The sequence below is a fragment of the Glycomyces niveus genome, from assembly GCF_017592475.1.
GTDB lineage: Bacteria > Actinomycetota > Actinomycetes > Mycobacteriales > Micromonosporaceae > Glycomyces > Glycomyces niveus.
In genome coordinates this window covers 83741-99572 of the sequence record NZ_JAGFNP010000008.1, presented here as the reverse complement: position 1 = coordinate 99572, position 15832 = coordinate 83741, and the positions used below count along the sequence as shown (strand labels likewise).

General features: G+C 71.5%; 15 protein-coding genes. 3 read left to right on the top strand and 12 right to left on the bottom strand.

Annotated elements, in window-relative coordinates; translation table 11 throughout:
• Positions 1 to 36: 36 nt before the first annotated feature.
• The gene (locus J5V16_RS15295) at positions 37 to 1026 is read left to right on the top strand and encodes a hypothetical protein (RefSeq protein ID WP_208497289.1); all 990 of its coding nucleotides are present in this window, start codon (positions 37 to 39) and stop codon (positions 1024 to 1026) included.
• 116 nt (positions 1027 to 1142) lie between these two features.
• Here the strand turns inward: J5V16_RS15295 and pstB are convergent, their stop codons facing one another.
• From pstB to pdhA, 8 genes are all read right to left on the bottom strand, one after another.
• Positions 1143 to 2003: a phosphate ABC transporter ATP-binding protein PstB gene (gene pstB, locus J5V16_RS15290; protein ID WP_408612461.1), complete on the bottom strand. Its 861-nt coding sequence runs from the start codon at positions 2001 to 2003 to the stop codon at positions 1143 to 1145.
• Between the two features lie 168 nt (positions 2004 to 2171).
• Complete coding sequence (locus J5V16_RS15285) at positions 2172 to 3023, bottom strand: DUF6042 family protein (RefSeq protein WP_208497288.1); 852 nt, start codon at positions 3021 to 3023, stop codon at positions 2172 to 2174.
• Between the two features lie 306 nt (positions 3024 to 3329).
• Positions 3330 to 3518, bottom strand: a complete 189-nt coding sequence (locus J5V16_RS15280; RefSeq protein WP_208497287.1) for a hypothetical protein — start codon at positions 3516 to 3518, stop codon at positions 3330 to 3332.
• Positions 3519 to 3651: 133 nt separating this feature from the next.
• On the bottom strand, positions 3652 to 5451 hold the full coding sequence (locus J5V16_RS15275) for an NHL domain-containing thioredoxin family protein (protein WP_208497286.1): 1800 nt from the start codon (positions 5449 to 5451) through the stop codon (positions 3652 to 3654).
• 196 nt (positions 5452 to 5647) lie between these two features.
• Complete coding sequence (locus J5V16_RS15270; protein WP_208497285.1) at positions 5648 to 7123, bottom strand: hypothetical protein; 1476 nt, start codon at positions 7121 to 7123, stop codon at positions 5648 to 5650.
• A 413-nt stretch (positions 7124 to 7536) separates the two neighbouring features.
• A complete protein-coding gene (locus J5V16_RS15265; protein WP_208497284.1) occupies positions 7537 to 8856 on the bottom strand; it encodes a dihydrolipoamide acetyltransferase family protein in 1320 nt (439 codons plus the stop codon).
• Between the two features lie 9 nt (positions 8857 to 8865).
• Complete coding sequence (locus J5V16_RS15260; protein WP_208497283.1) at positions 8866 to 9840, bottom strand: alpha-ketoacid dehydrogenase subunit beta; 975 nt, start codon at positions 9838 to 9840, stop codon at positions 8866 to 8868.
• Positions 9837 to 10991 (bottom strand): pyruvate dehydrogenase (acetyl-transferring) E1 component subunit alpha, encoded by a 1155-nt coding sequence (pdhA, locus tag J5V16_RS15255; protein ID WP_208497282.1) that lies wholly within the window; start codon positions 10989 to 10991, stop codon positions 9837 to 9839. Before pdhA ends, J5V16_RS15260 begins: the two co-directional genes overlap by 4 nt.
• 229 nt (positions 10992 to 11220) lie before the next feature.
• On the opposite strand from pdhA, the gene J5V16_RS15250 reads away from it, so the two are divergent.
• Together J5V16_RS15250 and J5V16_RS15245 are read left to right on the top strand one after the other, a co-directional pair.
• Positions 11221 to 11928 (top strand): hypothetical protein, encoded by a 708-nt coding sequence (locus tag J5V16_RS15250; RefSeq protein WP_208497281.1) that lies wholly within the window; start codon positions 11221 to 11223, stop codon positions 11926 to 11928.
• Between the two features lie 150 nt (positions 11929 to 12078).
• Entirely contained in the window at positions 12079 to 12963 is an 885-nt protein-coding gene (locus J5V16_RS15245) for a hypothetical protein (RefSeq protein WP_208497280.1), read from the top strand.
• Positions 12964 to 13104: 141 nt separating this feature from the next.
• On the opposite strand, the gene ddaH is transcribed toward J5V16_RS15245, so the two are convergent.
• From ddaH to J5V16_RS15225, 4 genes are all read right to left on the bottom strand, one after another.
• The gene (gene ddaH, locus J5V16_RS15240) at positions 13105 to 13953 is read right to left on the bottom strand and encodes a dimethylargininase (RefSeq protein WP_208497279.1); all 849 of its coding nucleotides are present in this window, start codon (positions 13951 to 13953) and stop codon (positions 13105 to 13107) included.
• Positions 13954 to 14337: 384 nt separating this feature from the next.
• Positions 14338 to 14769: an Rv3654c family TadE-like protein gene (locus J5V16_RS15235; RefSeq protein WP_208497278.1), complete on the bottom strand. Its 432-nt coding sequence runs from the start codon at positions 14767 to 14769 to the stop codon at positions 14338 to 14340.
• On the bottom strand, positions 14766 to 15086 hold the full coding sequence (locus J5V16_RS25520; protein ID WP_208497277.1) for a TadE family type IV pilus minor pilin: 321 nt from the start codon (positions 15084 to 15086) through the stop codon (positions 14766 to 14768). Before J5V16_RS25520 ends, J5V16_RS15235 begins: the two co-directional genes overlap by 4 nt.
• Before the next feature lie 182 nt (positions 15087 to 15268).
• A complete protein-coding gene (locus tag J5V16_RS15225) occupies positions 15269 to 15463 on the bottom strand; it encodes a DUF4244 domain-containing protein (RefSeq protein ID WP_243901282.1) in 195 nt (64 codons plus the stop codon).
• Positions 15464 to 15832: the final 369 nt, after the last annotated feature.

Sequence of the window (15832 nt, the reverse complement as noted above, 5' to 3'; positions counted from 1 at the left end):
GCCGGAACGTTGACAAGCCCCTATAGCGTGGCTGACATGACTGTCCCTCCGAATTACGGTCCCCCACCGGAGCAGCCGCAAACCCCCGGCTACGGATACCAGTCGCCGTACAGCGGCGGCCAGAACCCTTACGGCGGCCAGCCCCAGCAGCCGGCCTACGGCGCGGGCGGCGGACAGCAGCCGCCCTACGGCGGCGGCGGAGGGCAGCCCCCTTACGGCCAGGAACCCGGGAGCCCCTACGGCGGCCCGGCCCTCCCGCCCGAACCGCCGAAGCGGAACCTCGGGCTCATCGGCGGCATCGTCGTCGGCGCCACCGTCCTCGTGCTCGGCGCCGTCCTGCTCGTCACCATGAACATCAAAGGCAACGAGAACGACGCCGCCGAAGGCGGCGAGGACACCTCCGCATCCGCCTCCGAGAACGAGAACACGCCCGACACCGAGGCGACCACCCCCGCCGAGGAGACCGACTCCGAAGTCGGCCAGTGCCTCCCCTACGAGTCGGAGGTCGACGGCAGCGGCCTCGGCCCGCTCGTCGACTGCGGCAGCGCCGACGCGTTCTGGGAGATCACCGCCCAGACCTACGACGCCGCCGACATCGCCGTCGACGAGGAGGGCAACCTCGCCGACGCCGCCCCCGTCTACGAGATGTGCGGCGACACCTGGGGCACCAACGTCCTCGGCGAGGCCTGGACGAAGTGGGACTACGTCTACTCCTCCGGCAAGCTCGACTCGCTGTACTGCCTCCAAGCCGTCGGCAACCCCGACCCGGCGGAACCCGCGCACCTGCCGGTCATGCCCGACGTGGGCGACTGCTTCGACGACAGCGACAGCTGGTGGAGCGTCGACTGCGGCTCCGACGTCGCGCTCTACACCGTGGTCGACACGATCATGCTCGACGAGCCCGTCGCGGACATGAGCGACGACGAGAAGGCCGCCCAGGGCGGCGAATGCGTCAGCGACTGGTACTGGGCGATCACCGACATGGAGGGCCGCACACACGGCTTCGTCTGCGGCGACGACCTCTAGAACAGCACGAAGCAGGGGGCGGCCTGACGGCCGCCTCCCTTCTCGCATGCCTTGCGCCGGGCACGGGAACGGCGGCGCGGACCCCTCGACCGCGCCGCCGTAAGCCCGTTGCCGCCCTAGCCGAAGCGGCCGGTGATGTAGTCCTCGGTGCGCGAGTCGGACGGGTTCGAGAACAGGCGCTGCGTCTCGTCGAACTCGACGAGGAAGCCGTACCGCTCGCCCGCGTCGTCGATCGCCGCGGAGAAGAACGCCGTCGCGTCGGAGACGCGCGCCGCCTGCTGCATGTTGTGCGTGACGATCACGATCGTGTAGTCGCGCACCAGCTCGCTCATGAGCTCCTCGATGCGCGCGGTCGCGATCGGGTCGAGCGCCGAGCACGGCTCGTCCATGAGCAGGACCTCCGGCTGCACGGCGATCGCGCGGGCGATGCACAGGCGCTGCTGCTGCCCGCCCGAGAGCGCCAGGGCGCTCTTCTTGAGGTTGTCCTTGACCTCGTCCCACAGCGCCGCGCCGCGGAGCGCCTGCTCGACGCGGTCGGCCAGGTTGTCCTTCATGCCGTTGATGCGCAGGCCGTAGGCGACGTTGTCGAAGATCGACTTCGGGAACGGGTTCGCCTTCTGGAAGACCATGCCGATGTGGCGGCGCACCGCGATCGGGTCGACGCCCGAGCCGTAGATGTCCTGGCCGTGGAAGGAGATGGTCCCGGAGACCTTCGCTCCCGGGATGAGATCGTTCATGCGGTTGATCGACCGCAGCACCGTCGACTTGCCGCAGCCCGACGGGCCGATCATCGCGGTGATCTGGTTGCGCGCCACCGGCAGCGACACGTCGCGGACGGCGTGGACGCGCCCGTAGTGGATGTCGACGCCCTTGAGGTCGATGACCGTCTCGGTCTGCGTCGGGGCACCCGTGCGGCCCTGCGGGGCGAGGCCCGCGATGGGGGCCTGGGCGCGGGTACCAGTCTGGTTCACGGTCACGCGAACTCCAATCACCGAATGTCAACCGCCGTTAACGTGTCCTGCCCTCATGGAACGCCATCGAGGTGCACGCAGGTGAACGTGAAGGTGAACTGAGCGTGAATGGAGTGCGGTCCGCGTCGCATCCGTCCAGGCGCCGTTCAGGGCGGACCGGACAACGGGGACGACTCAGGCGTGTTCGGGCGGCAGCAGCTCGTCGTTCGGGTAGCCGCCGAGCAGGTCGTCGGAGGCGGTGAGCGTGAACTCCTCCGCGATCCCGACCTGGCCGAGGTCGACCGACCCGGCCACGTCACCGTCCTCGGCGAGCTCCATGAGCATCCCCCGGATCACCGGGGCAGGGACGCCCGCGTCCTCGGCGAGCGCGGCCAGGCTCACCTGCACAGTGGCCGACTTCGCGCCGCCGGGCAGCGTGAAGCGGCCCTCCTCGTCGAACTCGTACTCGATCCCGCCGACCCGGCGGATCGCGATCGCCGTCAGCTCCTCGAGGTCGCCGCGCTGGTCGGCGGCCTCCTCGATGGCCTCGACCTTGTCGAAGGCGAGCACGTCGAACGGGTTGATGTAGAGCATGGGCGCGACGTAGAGCTTCCCGTCGCGCATCTCGGAGCGGTACAGGCCCAGGGCGAGCAGGAACTCCAGGAGGTCGCGCACGGTGTGCGGCACGGGCAGGCCGGCGCGGCGGCAGTGGGTGGTGAAGGTGTCGATGCGCTCGCTGCGCTCGGCGGTGGCCCGGTCGTACTCCTCGCGGGCCTCCTTCTCGATGACCTCCTGCGACGCGCCCAGGTGGTGCTCGGAGGCCTCGGCGATCCAGTCGTCGACGTCGCCCGGGTCGCACCAGACGGGCTCGTTCCAGATGTCGTCCTCGGGGAAGGCGTCGGCCCACCAGCTCGCGGGGAACGGGTTCACGGAGGGGACGGTGCGGAACAGCTCGATACTGCACGGCATGATGCGGATCCAGGCTGGGTGCATCGGGGCTTGGACGGGGCCGTTCTCGTCGCCGAAGGGCCGCTCGAAAGATTCCACTCATCGACGGTATCAGCGCGGTGCGACGCGGCCGCGCCGCTGGGGCGCGACTTCGCTTTCAGCGTAGCGGCGCGGAGGGAGCCGTCCCGGCGCGGTGATGCCAGGTGCCGCTCAGTGCCCGTTGAGTGCCCGTTCGCGGCGCGCCCCTGCGGGGTGCGCCGGCGCCGGGACGGCCCTTCGCGCGTCGGGCTTGCCGGCCCCGTCCGCGGCCGCTGCGGGCCGCCGGTGGAGGGACGCGCCTCTCGCGTCCGGGCCGACGTTACTCCGCGGCGACCCCGCGGGATTCGGCCGAACGGCCCGCTTGGGCTAGCTGTTCAGGCGAGTGAGGTCGGGCTCGAAGTCGGCGAGGCTGCCGGCGTACTCAGGGGTGAGGTACTCGAGGGTGCGGACCTGCTGCTCGAGCAGCTTGCCCACGGTGACGATCTGATCGGCGGCGTTGAGCACGAGCCAGTGCTCGGAGTCGGAGTAGCGTTCTTCCACCGGCGCCAAGGTCACAGCGGTTTCCTCCCTGATAGGACGTGCTTGAGTGCGATCCGGACAACGTTATGCGCCGTGACGACGGCGCGGATTCATGACACGCGACGCGCAGGTGAAATACCTGTGCCGCAGGAGATCACACACGTGCGGGCTAATCGCGCAGCACCAGCCGCAGCGTCGAGACGCCGTCTTCGGCGATCTCGATCGGAACGCCCCAGTCCTGACGGGTGAGGTGGCACGCGGGGTGCTCGGCCTCGGCGTCGCAGGTGGCCGCCTGGGCGACGACCTGCAGGACGCCCTTCCCGATGCCGTCCGCGAGCACCAGGTCGCGGCCGAGCTCCTCGCCCTTGCCCGCGCCCTCGGCGAGGAGCTGGGGCGGGTCGGCGGAGACGGTGACCTGGATCGGGGAGCCGAAGGTGTAGTCGAGCTTCTGGCCCGCGGCCGGCTCGAAGAGGACCTCGAGGCGCAGCGCGCCGGGCGCGACCTTCGTGCGCTTGCGGGTGACCCGGTGGTGCTGCCCGGAGACCGCGGCTTCGCCGAGGTCGGGCGCGGTGAGGCGGTGCGCGGCCGATTCGACGACGAACACCTTGCCGCCCAGGACGATCACGTCGCTGGGCTCCGCGAGGCCCGCGGCGAGGGTGGCGACGGTCGCGGTCTCGGGGTCGTAGGCGCGGAGGGCGCCGTTGTAGGTGTCGGCGACGGCGATGCGTCCGTCGGGGAGCACGGCGAGGCCGAGCGGGTGCTGCATGAGGGCGTCGGCGGCGGGGCCGTCCACATGCCCGAAGTCGAAGAGTCCCTGGCCGACCGCGGTGCGCATCGCGCCGTCCTCGACGTAGCGGAGCGCGGAGGTCTCGGAGTCGACGAGCCAGAGCCGGTCCCCGGCGGCGGCCAGCCCTGACGGCTGCGCCATCCAGACCTGATCCAAGGTGCCGTCCTTGAGGCTCTCGACGGTGGTGCCCGCGTATACGCCCGCAGTGCGGGCTCGCGGGTCGAAGTACCAGAGCTGGTGGATGCCGGCCATGGCGACGACCAGCCGGCCCTCGAACCAGGCGAGGTCCCAGGGCGAGGAGAGGTCGGCCTCGAGGGCGGCGGAGGTGCCGTTGTCCATTCGCCACTGCTTGCCGGTCCCGGCGACGGTGGTGACGGCCCCGTCGGCGAGGCGGACCCCGCGCAGGAGGTGGTTCACGGTGTCCGCGACGACGAGGTCGTACCCGACCTCGGCCGCGACCTCGGCGGGAAGGAGCGCGAGGCCCTGCGGCTCGTTGAACTGGGCCTCGGCCCCGTCGGCGCGGCCGCGCTCGCCGGTGCCGATCACCGACACGACGGTCTCGAGATCAGAGGCCAAGCGGACCAGCCGGTGACGGGCCGAGTCGGAGACCAGGACGTCCCCGCCGGGCAGCTCGATCGCCTTGCCGGGGAAGCGGAGCGTGGTCTCGGCGGGCGGTGCGGCCACGTACGGGCTGCCCTCGGGGTCGAGGGTGCCGCGGGCGGTGTGGGTGGCGACGAGCTCGCCGATGATCGCGTCGAGGGCCTCTGCGTGGCCTTCACCGGCCATGGTGGACACCGCGTAGCCCTCGGGGTCGAGGACGACGAGCGTGGGCCAGGCGCGGGCGGCGTAGGCGTCCCAGGTCTCGAGGTCGGGGTCGTCGAGCACCGGGTGCTCGACACCGTAGCGCTCGACGGCCGCGGCGAGGGCCTTCGGGTCGCGCTCGTGCTCGAACTTCGGGGAGTGGACGCCGATGATGACGAGCGCGTCGCCGTACTTCTCCTCGAGCGGGCGGAGCTCGTCGAGGACATGCAGGCAGTTGATGCAGCAGAAGGTCCAGAAGTCGAGAATCGCGACTTTGCCGCGCAGGCTCTCGAGATCGAGGCGGCGACCGCCGGTGTTGAGCCAGCCGCGGCCGACGAGCTCGGCGCCTCGGACGCGGGACTGCTTGCGGGGCTGTGCCATCGGGCGAGCGTAGCTCGGAGGCGGCCTGTCCTTCCTGCACGGCGGCCGATATTGAAGCAGCCTCACATTACGGTTCGAGCCGACGGGGGTTACCCCGCCGGCCCGGAACGATGTCGTACCCACCCGGTATTTTTGTACCAGGGGTCCCTTTAGGCCGGATTTATCATCGTTTATCGGCCTATCAGAGGTTGTGTGGCTAGGACTCGCCGTCGGTCGGTTCGGCGCCGCCTTCGCCTTCGGCAGGGGCGCCGAGGAGGGTCAGGCAGTAGATGTCCTCGCCGACGGTGAGGGTCTCGCGGCCCGCGTCGGCGCACTCCTGGCCGTCGCCGACCTTCTGGACGATCTCGTAGTCCTCGCCCTCCTTGGCGTCGGCGCACTCGATCGCCTCGGCCTGGTCGCCGCTCGTGTGGCGGACGCAGCCGCCCTCTTCGAACTTCGGCGCGGCGAACAGCAGGAAGTACACGCCCACACCGGCAGCGACCACGACGAGCGCGGCCACGATCGCCAGGATCGGCAGCAGCTTCTTCTTGCCGCCGCCGCCCTGCGCGGGCACCGGCCCGGTCGCGTAACCGGGGGGCACGGACCCGGGCGGCATGCCCGGCTGCGAGTACTGCGCGCCCATCGCGGGCTGCGACTGCGCGGCCTGGTTCGGGTCGTAGCCCGGGGCCATCGCGGGCGGCTCGCTGTGCGGGTTGTGCGCGCCGATGATGAGCTTCTGGGTGTCGTCGGACTGCGTCGGCGGCAGCGGGGCGGCCGGAGGCGGGGGCGCCTGGTAGGCCGACTGTGGCTGCGCGTACGGGTTGGCCGCGGGAGGCGGCGGCGGCGGGACCGCGCCGGGCGAGTGGACCGGGCTCGGCGCCGGCGGCTGCTGGGCGGCCTGGTTCGCGAGCGGGTTCGGCGGCGGCGAGGGCCATGCCGAAGAGGGCGTCTGGGCCTGCTCGCCGTAGGGCGCGGGGGCGTTGAAGCCCGAGACGCCTTGGGGCGGCAGCACCTGCGTGTGCTCTTCGTACGGGTCCGCGGCGGGGGCGGGCGGAGCTGCCGGGGCCGGGGTGGACGGCTGCGAGGGGCCGAGGCGCAGGATCTGCGTGCCGTCCTCATCGAACTGCGCGCCGCCCGACGGTGGCGCCTGCGGGGCAGGCGGTTCCGGGGCGGCGGGGGCGACCTGCTCGGGCGCGGTGTCGGCGGCGGGAGCGGCCGGGATGTCGATGTCGATCGAGGCGGCGGTCGGGATCGCCTGCGTGGCACCTTCGTCCACGGAGGGCGCCTGCGGAGCGGCTTGCGGCGCTTCGGGTTCCGGCGCGGGGGCCGGGACGTCGGCGGCGGGGGCGGCCGGGATCTCGGCTTCCGCGAGCGCGGAGGTCGGGATCGCGGCGGTGACGCCTTCGTCGACCGAAGGCGCGGCGGGTGCCTCGGGAGCGGGAGCTTCGGCCTGGGGCGCTTCGGGTTCCGGAGCGGCTTCGACAGGAGCGGGTTCGGCGGGTGCGGCCTCGGCCTGCGGCGCGGGTTCGGCCGGGCGCTCGTCGGCAGAGGGGGCCTCGGGGGCGGCGCCCGCGTCGGGGCTCGCCGGCTCGGGGCTCGGGGCCGCGGCGTCGGTCGCGGGGACCGGTTCGGCGGCGTTCTGGTCTTCGCTGCCCTCGCCCTTTTCAGGCGGGTTGCCTTGCTCGGAGGTCACGGCTGCTCCTCAATGCTGCTTCCGGCCTGGCGTCTTGGGGGCACGCCAGACGCGTCACACGGTACCGCAGCGACGCTCGCGATCACTCGACAGGGTTACTGAGCGGGAGCCGGAACGCCTTGCGGGCGGGGGAAGCGGCGCTCGGGAGTGGAGGGTGCGAAAAGGCCGGGTGCCAGCGGTTGCCCACCCCTCATGGCAATCGCGGCACCCGGCCGGTGTGAGAACCCCCTGGAGAGGGTCTCAATGGTGCGGGAACTCGGCGCTGTCCGCCGCACCAATGGGAGGAGATGAAGTTCGCGGTCTCAACTGTCTGAGACGGTCGGAAGCTTCGAAGTTATGTTTCCCCGTCGTTTCCGTGCCCCAATTACAACACCGAATGCTGGGATCCGCCAACGATTCGTCGGTGCCCTTGATCACGTCCAGGCGAGCAGTGTTTCCCCTGGATGCTGCAGGAACGCGCCGACGTCGGCGAGGAACTGCGAACCCAGTTCCCCGTCGATGAGCCGGTGGTCGAAGGACAGTCCGAGCGTGGTCACTTGGCGGACGGCGATCTCGCCCTCATGCACCCACGGCTGCGGCCGGACGGCGCCGAACACGAGGATCGCCGACTCCCCCGGAGGGAGGATCGGGGTGCCCGTGTCGATGCCGAAGACGCCGACGTTGGTGATCGAGATGGTGCCGCCGGCCATGTCGGCCGGGGTGGTCTTCCCTTCGCGGGCGGTGCGCGCCAGCGAGGTGAGGGCCTCGGCGAGTTCGACCAGGGTCAGGTCCTGGGCGGCCTTGACGTTCGGGACGACCAGGCCGCGCGGGGTGGCGGCGGCGATGCCGAGGTTAACGTCGTGCTTGACGACGATCTCCTGGGCCGCTTCGTCCCACTGGGCGTTGATCATCGGGTGGCGGCGGGCGGCCAGGAGGACCGCCTTGGCCACGAACAGCAGCGGCGTGACCTTGACGTCGGCGAACTCCTTGCGCGCCTTGAACTCCTTGACGGTCTCCATCATGCCGGTGACATCGCAGGTGAGGAACACCGTGGCGTGCGGGGCGGTGAACGCGGACGCGACCATGTTCTGCGCGGTGAGCTTGCGGACGCCCTTGATGGGGATGCGCTGGTCCTCCGCGGACGCCGTGATCTTCACGGGAGCGGCCGCCGGGGCGGCCACTGCTGCTTCGACGTCGGCGCGCGAGACCGTGCCGTTCGGTCCGGTCGGGACGACCGCGGCGAGGTCGACGCCGAGGTCCTTGGCGAGCTTGCGCACCGGGGGTTTGGCGAGCACCGGTCCGGACGCGGCCGGAGCCTCGGCCGGGGCTGGCGCGGGGGCCGGCGGTGCGACGGGCGCGGGCGCCGCCGGTTCGGGCGCCACAGCGGCGACCGCGGGGGCGTCGCCGGTGCGGCGCTTGCGCCGCTTCGACCCGGCCTCGCGGGCGCCGTAGCCGACGAGGTTCGGCGTGCGCTCGTCTTTCTTCTTCTCGGCCGGGGGCGCTTCGACGCCTTCGACCTCGAAGCTGGCGAGCGGCTTGCCGACGTCGATCGTCTCGCCCGCTTCGGCGTGGTGCTCGGCGAGCACCCCGTCGTAGGGGCTGGGCACCTCGACGAGGGCCTTGGCGGTCTCGACCTCCACGAACGGCTGGTTGAGCTTGACCTCGCCACCCGGCTCCACGAGCCACGCGGCGACTTCGCCCTCGGTGAGTCCCTCACCGAGGTCGGGCAGGTTGAACGTGATCCTCTGACCCATGTCCGCTCCTCAGTACTCGAGCGACCGGTCGACGGCGTCGAGCACCCGGTCCAGGTTCGGAAGGTAGTCGTCTTCGAGGCGGCTCGCCGGATAAGGGACGTCATAGCCGGTCACCCGCAGGACGGGGGACTCCAGGGAGTAGAAGCACTCCTCGGAGAGGCGCGCGGCGACCTCGGCGCCGACGCCGATGTTGCCGGGCGCTTCGTGGACGACGACGGCGCGGCCGGTCTTGCGCACGGAGGCGAAGAGCGGCTCCCAGTCGATCGGTGACAGCGAGCGCAGGTCGATGACCTCGAGGTCCGTGCCCTCCTCGGCCGCCGCGGCGGCGGCGTTCACCGCCACGTCCACGGTGGGGCCGTAGGCGATGAGGGTCGCGGTGCGGCCCTCGCGGAGAGTGCGGGCGCGGTACAGGTCCAGGCCGGCGCTCTCGGTGTCGACGTCGTCCTTGGAGTGGTAGCGGCGCTTGGGCTCGAAGAAGATCACCGGGTCGTCCCCGGCGGCGGCCTGCTGGATCATCCAGTAGGCGTCGTTCGGGTTCGAGCAGGTGACGACCTTGAGCCCGGCGGTGTGCGCGAAGTACGCCTCGGGGGATTCCGAGTGGTGCTCGATCGCGCCGATGCCGCCGCCGTAGGGGATGCGCACGACCACGGGCAGGCGCACGCGCCCGCCGGAGCGGTTGGGGATCTTCGCGAGCTGGGAGACCAGCTGGTCGAAGGCGGGGTAGACGAAGCCGTCGAACTGGATCTCGCAGATCGGCCGGTAGCCGCGCAGGGCAAGGCCGATCGCGGTGCCGATGATGCCGGATTCGGCCAGCGGGGTGTCGATGATGCGGTCGGACCCGAAGTCCTTCTGCAGGCCGTCGGTGACGCGGAAGACGCCGCCGAGGCGGCCCACGTCCTCGCCCATGACGAGCGACTTCGGCTGGTCCTCCAGGACGCGGCGCAGGCCTTCGTTCAAGGCCTTGATCATGGACATGGTGGTCATCGGACGTCGCTCCCTTCCTCGAGGGAGGCCTGGAACTCGACCGCCTCCGCCCGCTGGGCCGCGATGCCGGGGGGCATCTCGGCGTACACGTTGTCGAACATCTCGGTCACTTCCGGGTCGGTGAGCGCCATGACGCGGGCGCGCAGCGCCCGGACCTGCTCGCCGGCCTCGGTGTCGACCGCGGCGAAGTAGGACTCGTCGGCGAGGCCTTCGGCGCTGAGCCACTTGCGGTAGCGGACGATCGGGTCCTTCGCGCGCCAGAAGTCCAGCTCGGCCTCGTCGCGGTAGCGCGTGGCGTCGTCGGACGTGGTGTGGGGCTGCATCCGGTAGGTGTAGGCCTCGACGAGGCTGGGGCCCTCGCCGCGGCGGGCGCGGTCGAGCGCGGCCTGGGTGACCGCGTAGGTGGCCAGGACGTCGTTGCCGTCCACGAGGATGCCCGGGACGCCGAAGCCCTCGGCACGGCGGTACGGCGGCAGCCGGAACTGGCGGGCGTTCGTCTCCGAGATCGCGTACTGGTTGTTCTGGCAGAACAGCACCAGCGGGGAGTTGAACACCCCGGCCCAGATCAGCGCCTCGTTGAAGTCGCCTTCGCTGGTGGCGCCGTCGCCGTGGTAGACCACGACGGCCTCGCCGTCGTCGTTGCCGACCGCGCCGTCCATGGCCACGCCCATGGCGTAGCCGGCGGCGTGGAGGGTCTGCGAGGCGATGACGATCGCGTACATGTTGAAGCGGTCGGCGGCCACGTCGCGGCCGCCGAGGTCGGTCCCGCGGAAGAGCGCGAACGACGAGATGAGGTCGATCCCCCGGCACCACTGGACGCCGAGCTCCCGGTAGGCCGGGAAGACCGTGTCCTGCGGCTTGAGGGCCCGGCCGGAGCCGACCTGGGCGGCCTCCTGGCCGAGGAGGCTCGGCCACAGGCCGAGCTGTCCCTGGCGCTGAAGGGCGGTGCCCTGGGCGTCCAGTTCGCGGGTGATGACGAGGTCGCGGTAGAGGCCGCGGTACTCGTCGTCGGTGAGGGTGATGTCGTAGTCGGGATGCTGGACGCGCTGACCCTCCGGAGTCAGCAGTTGCACGAACTCTGGTTCGTTCGCTGAGGCGGGTTTCGGACGGCTCTTGGCCGTCTTCTTGGCAGGACGCTGTGTGTCGCCCATTGATGCCTCCTCATATTCGTATTCCGGTGTATCCAAGCATCCCAAAGTCTTGGGTGGTGTGCGCCATAGCCGCCGCCACACTACTATTCGGGGCGAAAGACTGACGCAGAGTAGTGATCGGTCGGGCCATCGACATCATCGGTCCTGAACGGCCGTTTCGTCGCACGGGGGTGGCGGGAAGGAGCGCGCGGTGCGCGGCAAAGGCAGCGACCAGGGGGGACACTGGCCGGTGGGCATTTGGTTCGCCATGGTCGGCGTGAGCGCCGGGACCGTGGCGGCCTTCTCGCTGATCGGTTGGACCTTCGCGAAGGGCCTCTATGGCGGCGGCGACGGCGCCGAGCCCTTGGACTACGACCCCCAGACGGTGGTCATCGAAGCCGAGACCCCCGACCCCGCAGGCGTGGCGGGCGGGGACGACGGGCCGCCCGGCCTCGGCCCCGAACCACGGATCGCCATCAGCCCGGCCGCGGAGCCGCAGGCCGAGCGCATCGCCGAGGCCGACGACGCGGGTGGCGGTGCCCCGCGCGAACCGGACGACAGCCGCGTCCCTGAGAGCGCGCCTCCGCAGCTCGTCCCGGTCGAAGAAGAGGACGGCCCGTGCCCGCCCGAGGAGTCCGGCGAGGACGACGGCCATGACGGTGGCGACATTGGAGACGACGAGTCGCCTGCATGGCCTGACGGCTGGAGCGGCGACTGGAAGGACGTCCACGATTGGGAAGCGATCGAGCTCGACGAACTCGACATCGACATCGATCTCGACCTCAACCTCGACCAGGCCGACGTCGATCTCGAAGCGGCATTCGACGCCGAGGCCCAAGGCGAGACCGATGTGGAAGCCGACACCCGTAACCGCGAGGTCCTTCAGCTCGAACTGGAACTCGATCCCCTTGACCAGCAGGATCTCGGCCTCGACGCCGACCTCGCGCCCGAGGACTGAACCGGCACTCCACGATCGGGCTCGCCCGAAGGAGTGAGTTGTGGGGAAGGCCACCTCGTAGCCGTAACTTGCATATGCGGATTGCCGTTACTCCTTCCGAGAGCGCGTCGCAATTGCGAGCGCACACGGATTTCTGTGGGGTGCAAGCAGATGGACCTTTTCTCCCGCACGATGCTCGCCTGTTCGGCCGAGGCGGGCCTGACCTCGACGGCCCTCGCCCGGCACGTCCCCCTCCTGCGCCGCAACATCGGGTCCGCAGACCAGGTGTCCCTGCTGAGCCGCTGCGTCGGCTCCGACGGGCTCGGCAGCGGCGACCACGTCCTGATGCTCACCGGCGAGCGCATGGTCGTGACCCGCCAGTCGCGACTCCTCGGCCGCGTCCGCCTCTGCCTCGACGCCCCCGTCGCCGCGATCGAGAACCTGCGCTGGTCGGCCGATCCGGCCGGACCCGGCGTGGAACTCAACTTCACCGTCCTCGAAGGACCCGGCGCGACCGAGCCGCACCGCTGGCACTTCTGGCTCCCCGCCACGCACGCCAAGCGGGTCTGGCGCATCGACGCGCTTCTGGCGCGCGCGTTCCGCCGCCCCAAGGCCGACGCCCGGCCCGCCGCCGACCGCCTCGGCAGCGCTTCGGCTTTCGGCGACCTCGACCTGGTCGAGGACGCGGCGTCGCTGGACCGCAATGAAGACACTGTCGCGCTGATGCGGACCGAGATCACCGTCTCGCTCAAGCGGATGTCGCTGGTGCGCACCGCCCTCGCCGACGTGCTCCCTGTCGGCGCCGGCCACCCGACGAGCCCGTTCCCCGCCCCGGACCCGCGCCTCACCACCTCGGCCGCGGTGCCCGCGCAGCGGCGCCAGCCGTCGCCGCGTTCGTTCCTGCCGCCGGTCGTGACGGACGACGAGCGCCCGGCGCTTCCCGTACGCGCCGTCGCCGACGACGCTGCGATCAACGCCCCCCGGCCCCGCGCGCCCCGGCCGACCGGCTTCCAGCCGAGCGACCTCGAGACCACGATGGCCCTCAACCCCTGCTGAGACCAGGATGCGGGCGGCGGGGCGGCTCCCGCGTGCCCTGGCAGGTCGCGGCCCGCATCCTCGAGACCCGATCCCCCGAAGTCCGAGGGCCGGCGCGCCAGCGAATGCTGGTGCACCGGCCCTCGGTCGGTTCTTACGGGGTTACGGGCGCAGCTCGGCGGTGCAGCACTTGACCGAGCCGCCGCCCTTCTTGAGCTCGGAGAGGTCGACGGGGACGGTCTCGTAGCCGGCGTCGTTGAGCTTGCGGGCGAAACCGGCGGCCTCGGCGTTGACGACGACGTTGCGGCCGTCGGACACGAAGTTCAGGCCGAACCCGGCGGCGTCCTCGGCGTCGGCGATCACCGCGTCGGGGAAGAGCCGCTCGAGCAGGAGGCGGCTGCCGGGAGCGAAGGCCTCCGGGAAGTAGGCGATGTTGTCGTCGTCGAGGGGCGCGAGCGCCGTGTCGAGGTGGTAGTAGCTCGGGTCGATCAGGCGCAGCGAGACGACGGGGCGGCCGAAGACGTCGGCGGCCTCGGCGTGCGCGCGGGCGTCGGTGCGGAAGCCCCAGCCGGCGAGGATGAGCTCGCGGCCGGGCAGGTAGGTGAAGTCGCCTTCGCCTTCGTTGATGAACTCGGGCTCGGCGTACTTCCAGCCGGAGGTGCGGTACCACTTCTCGTGGGCGTCGGCCTCGGGGCGGCGCTCGGGGTAGCGGAAACTCGCGCCGTAGGCGATGCCGTCGACGACGAAGGCGCCGTTGGCGGCGTAGACCATGTCGGGCAGGCCGGGCTCGGGCTCGATGGTGACGACCTCGTGGCCGAGGGCGGTGTAAGCGTCGACGAGTGCTTCCCACTGGGCGCAGGCGAGCGCGGCGTCGACGGGGGCGGTCGTGTCCATCCAAGGGTTGATGGCGTACTCGACGGCGTAGTAGGCGGGGCGGCACATGAGGTACGTGCGGCGGCCGGGCGACCGGGTCGCGGGCGCCGCGGCAGGTGAAGAACGGTGTTTCTCCATGGCGCGAGTTTAGACAGCCGAAGCCCCGTCGGCACCGCCCCTGGGCTAAGGACACACCGGAGTGTGACCAACACGCCTCACCAGGCACGTTGCCCCGGCCGAACGGACGGGGGCGGGTGGGCCGAAAGCACTGCCCCGCACCGCCGAGGCGCCCCCTCCGGCGCGGGATGGGGCTGGCCGGCGGCCGGTCGTTTCCTGCTGCGAGCGGAGGTCTTCCGGGGCCCCTCCCCTCCCCGTGCCCACCCTCCGCCTACCAGCACACCAATAGAGAAGCTGAAGACCTGTGTCGTTCTACGGTCCCGGCGGCCTGGCCTTGGCCGCCGGGGCCGGTCTTTCGTTGTCGCGTATGGTGCCGAGGCGCCTCGGCACCGCACGCGGTTCCCGCTATTCGACGGCTACCGGGCCTGCCCGCGAGACCGCTCGGGCCGGGCCGAAGGCCCCGGGGAGACCGTTCGGGGTCTCATTGACATGGACCGTCACCTCAAGTCCGCTCACCTCGCATGCTCGGAACTCGGCCTCGGAGCGCTCGACCATCGCCTGGGCCGCCGCGCACGCGTCGCCCTCGCCGAACAAGACCCGCGCGGCACCCGCCAGCGCCCCGGCGTCGGCCGCGCCCTGGGCCCGGTGGCGGGCGGCGCTCGCTTGGCCGAGGGCCGTGAAGGCCACCGCCGCGGCCAGGAGGGCGGCCGTCACGCCGGTCGCCAGGACTGTCGCCGAACCCCGCTCCTTACCTGCAGCGGCGGGCTCGTTCGGTTCCTCGCCGCTCCTCTCCTGCGCCGCCGTTCGGGCTCGCGCCTTGCGCTTGTCCTTTCTCATTGGGGCAGGCCCGGTTCCATCGGGGCGGCCGCGTCGGCGGTGATCGTCATGGGCGGTGTGAGCGGGCCAAGCGGCCGGACCGGGGCAGCGACCGCGGCCCGCGCCACGGTGTCGTCGGTCGAGACCGAGACTGACGCCCCGTCGGGCAGGTAGGCGGCCGCGACCGCCTGTGGATCTTCGCCTCGCGCGGCCGCGATCGCCGCGCTGTTGGCGGCGTCGATCGCGCGGACCTTCATCCCGACCGTGGAGACGGCCCAGAGGCCGAGCGCCAGCACCGCGACCACGGCGGGCAGTGCGGCTGCCAGTTCGGCGGTCACGAAGCCGCTTTCGGATCCCCGGCGTCTGACGCGCTCGGCGTTGCCGGTCGGCCTGTGGCGTGTCGCTTTGCCTCGGCCGCGGCGCTTGAGCGCTTTCGCCGGGGCTCTGCGGTGTTCGACGACGGCCGGCGGCGCCGGCGGGTCGGGCCTGGTCCGGTTCCTGGGTGCGGCTCGGCGGCTCCTCATGACAGGGCCCGTTCGATGAGCTCGGACAGGGCGCCTTGGACCGCGCCGGAAGTGAGGACTTTGAGGAGGACGCCGGCGAAGGCCACGGCGGCGAGGGTGCCGACCGCGTATTCGGCGGTGCTCATGCCGCTTTCGCCGCGCATGCGGGAGGCGAAGCGTTCGCCCCAGCTGGGTTTCACGGTGCCCCGCATGCGGCCGGGGCTCCATTCGTCTCGCGGTCTCGGGCTCGGGCGGTGTTTCGCGGGTTGCGGCCGGTCGCCGGTGAGGTTCGAAGGGCCTGCGGTGATCGGTGTCCGGCTGCGGTTCGAGCCGGGTGACCAAGGTCGGGTTGCGGCCTTCTGTGTGGGCGATGGTTCCGGCGCGGGTGGAGCGGTGGTCGTGGTGCTCTGAGATACCGGGGTGGTTCGGATGGTCTCGTCGCGTTGCGGTTCGGTGTGGTCGGTTGCGGTGGCGGCGGGCGGGTTGCCGGCGCAGTGCCGGCCGCACGCGGGTCGCGGGTGGGTGCCGCCGGGTCGGCAGGCGGGTTGCCTGCGGCTTTCGGGGCGGCAGGAGGCGTTCCA

Excerpts from the sequence above, each read along its gene's own strand:
- J5V16_RS15295 (WP_208497289.1), top strand. The coding sequence starts at position 37 with ATGACTGTCCCTCCGAATTACGGTCCCCCACCGGAGCAGCCGCAAACC.
- J5V16_RS15275 (WP_208497286.1), bottom strand. The coding sequence starts at position 5,451 with ATGGCACAGCCCCGCAAGCAGTCCCGCGTCCGAGGCGCCGAGCTCGTC.
- J5V16_RS15265 (WP_208497284.1), bottom strand. The coding sequence starts at position 8,856 with ATGGGTCAGAGGATCACGTTCAACCTGCCCGACCTCGGTGAGGGACTC.
- J5V16_RS15260 (WP_208497283.1), bottom strand. The coding sequence starts at position 9,840 with ATGACCACCATGTCCATGATCAAGGCCTTGAACGAAGGCCTGCGCCGC.
- pdhA (WP_208497282.1), bottom strand. The coding sequence starts at position 10,991 with ATGGGCGACACACAGCGTCCTGCCAAGAAGACGGCCAAGAGCCGTCCG.
- J5V16_RS15245 (WP_208497280.1), top strand. The coding sequence starts at position 12,079 with ATGGACCTTTTCTCCCGCACGATGCTCGCCTGTTCGGCCGAGGCGGGC.
- ddaH (WP_208497279.1), bottom strand. The coding sequence starts at position 13,953 with ATGGAGAAACACCGTTCTTCACCTGCCGCGGCGCCCGCGACCCGGTCG.
- J5V16_RS15235 (WP_208497278.1), bottom strand. The coding sequence starts at position 14,769 with ATGAGAAAGGACAAGCGCAAGGCGCGAGCCCGAACGGCGGCGCAGGAG.
- J5V16_RS15225 (WP_243901282.1), bottom strand. The coding sequence starts at position 15,463 with ATGCGGGGCACCGTGAAACCCAGCTGGGGCGAACGCTTCGCCTCCCGC.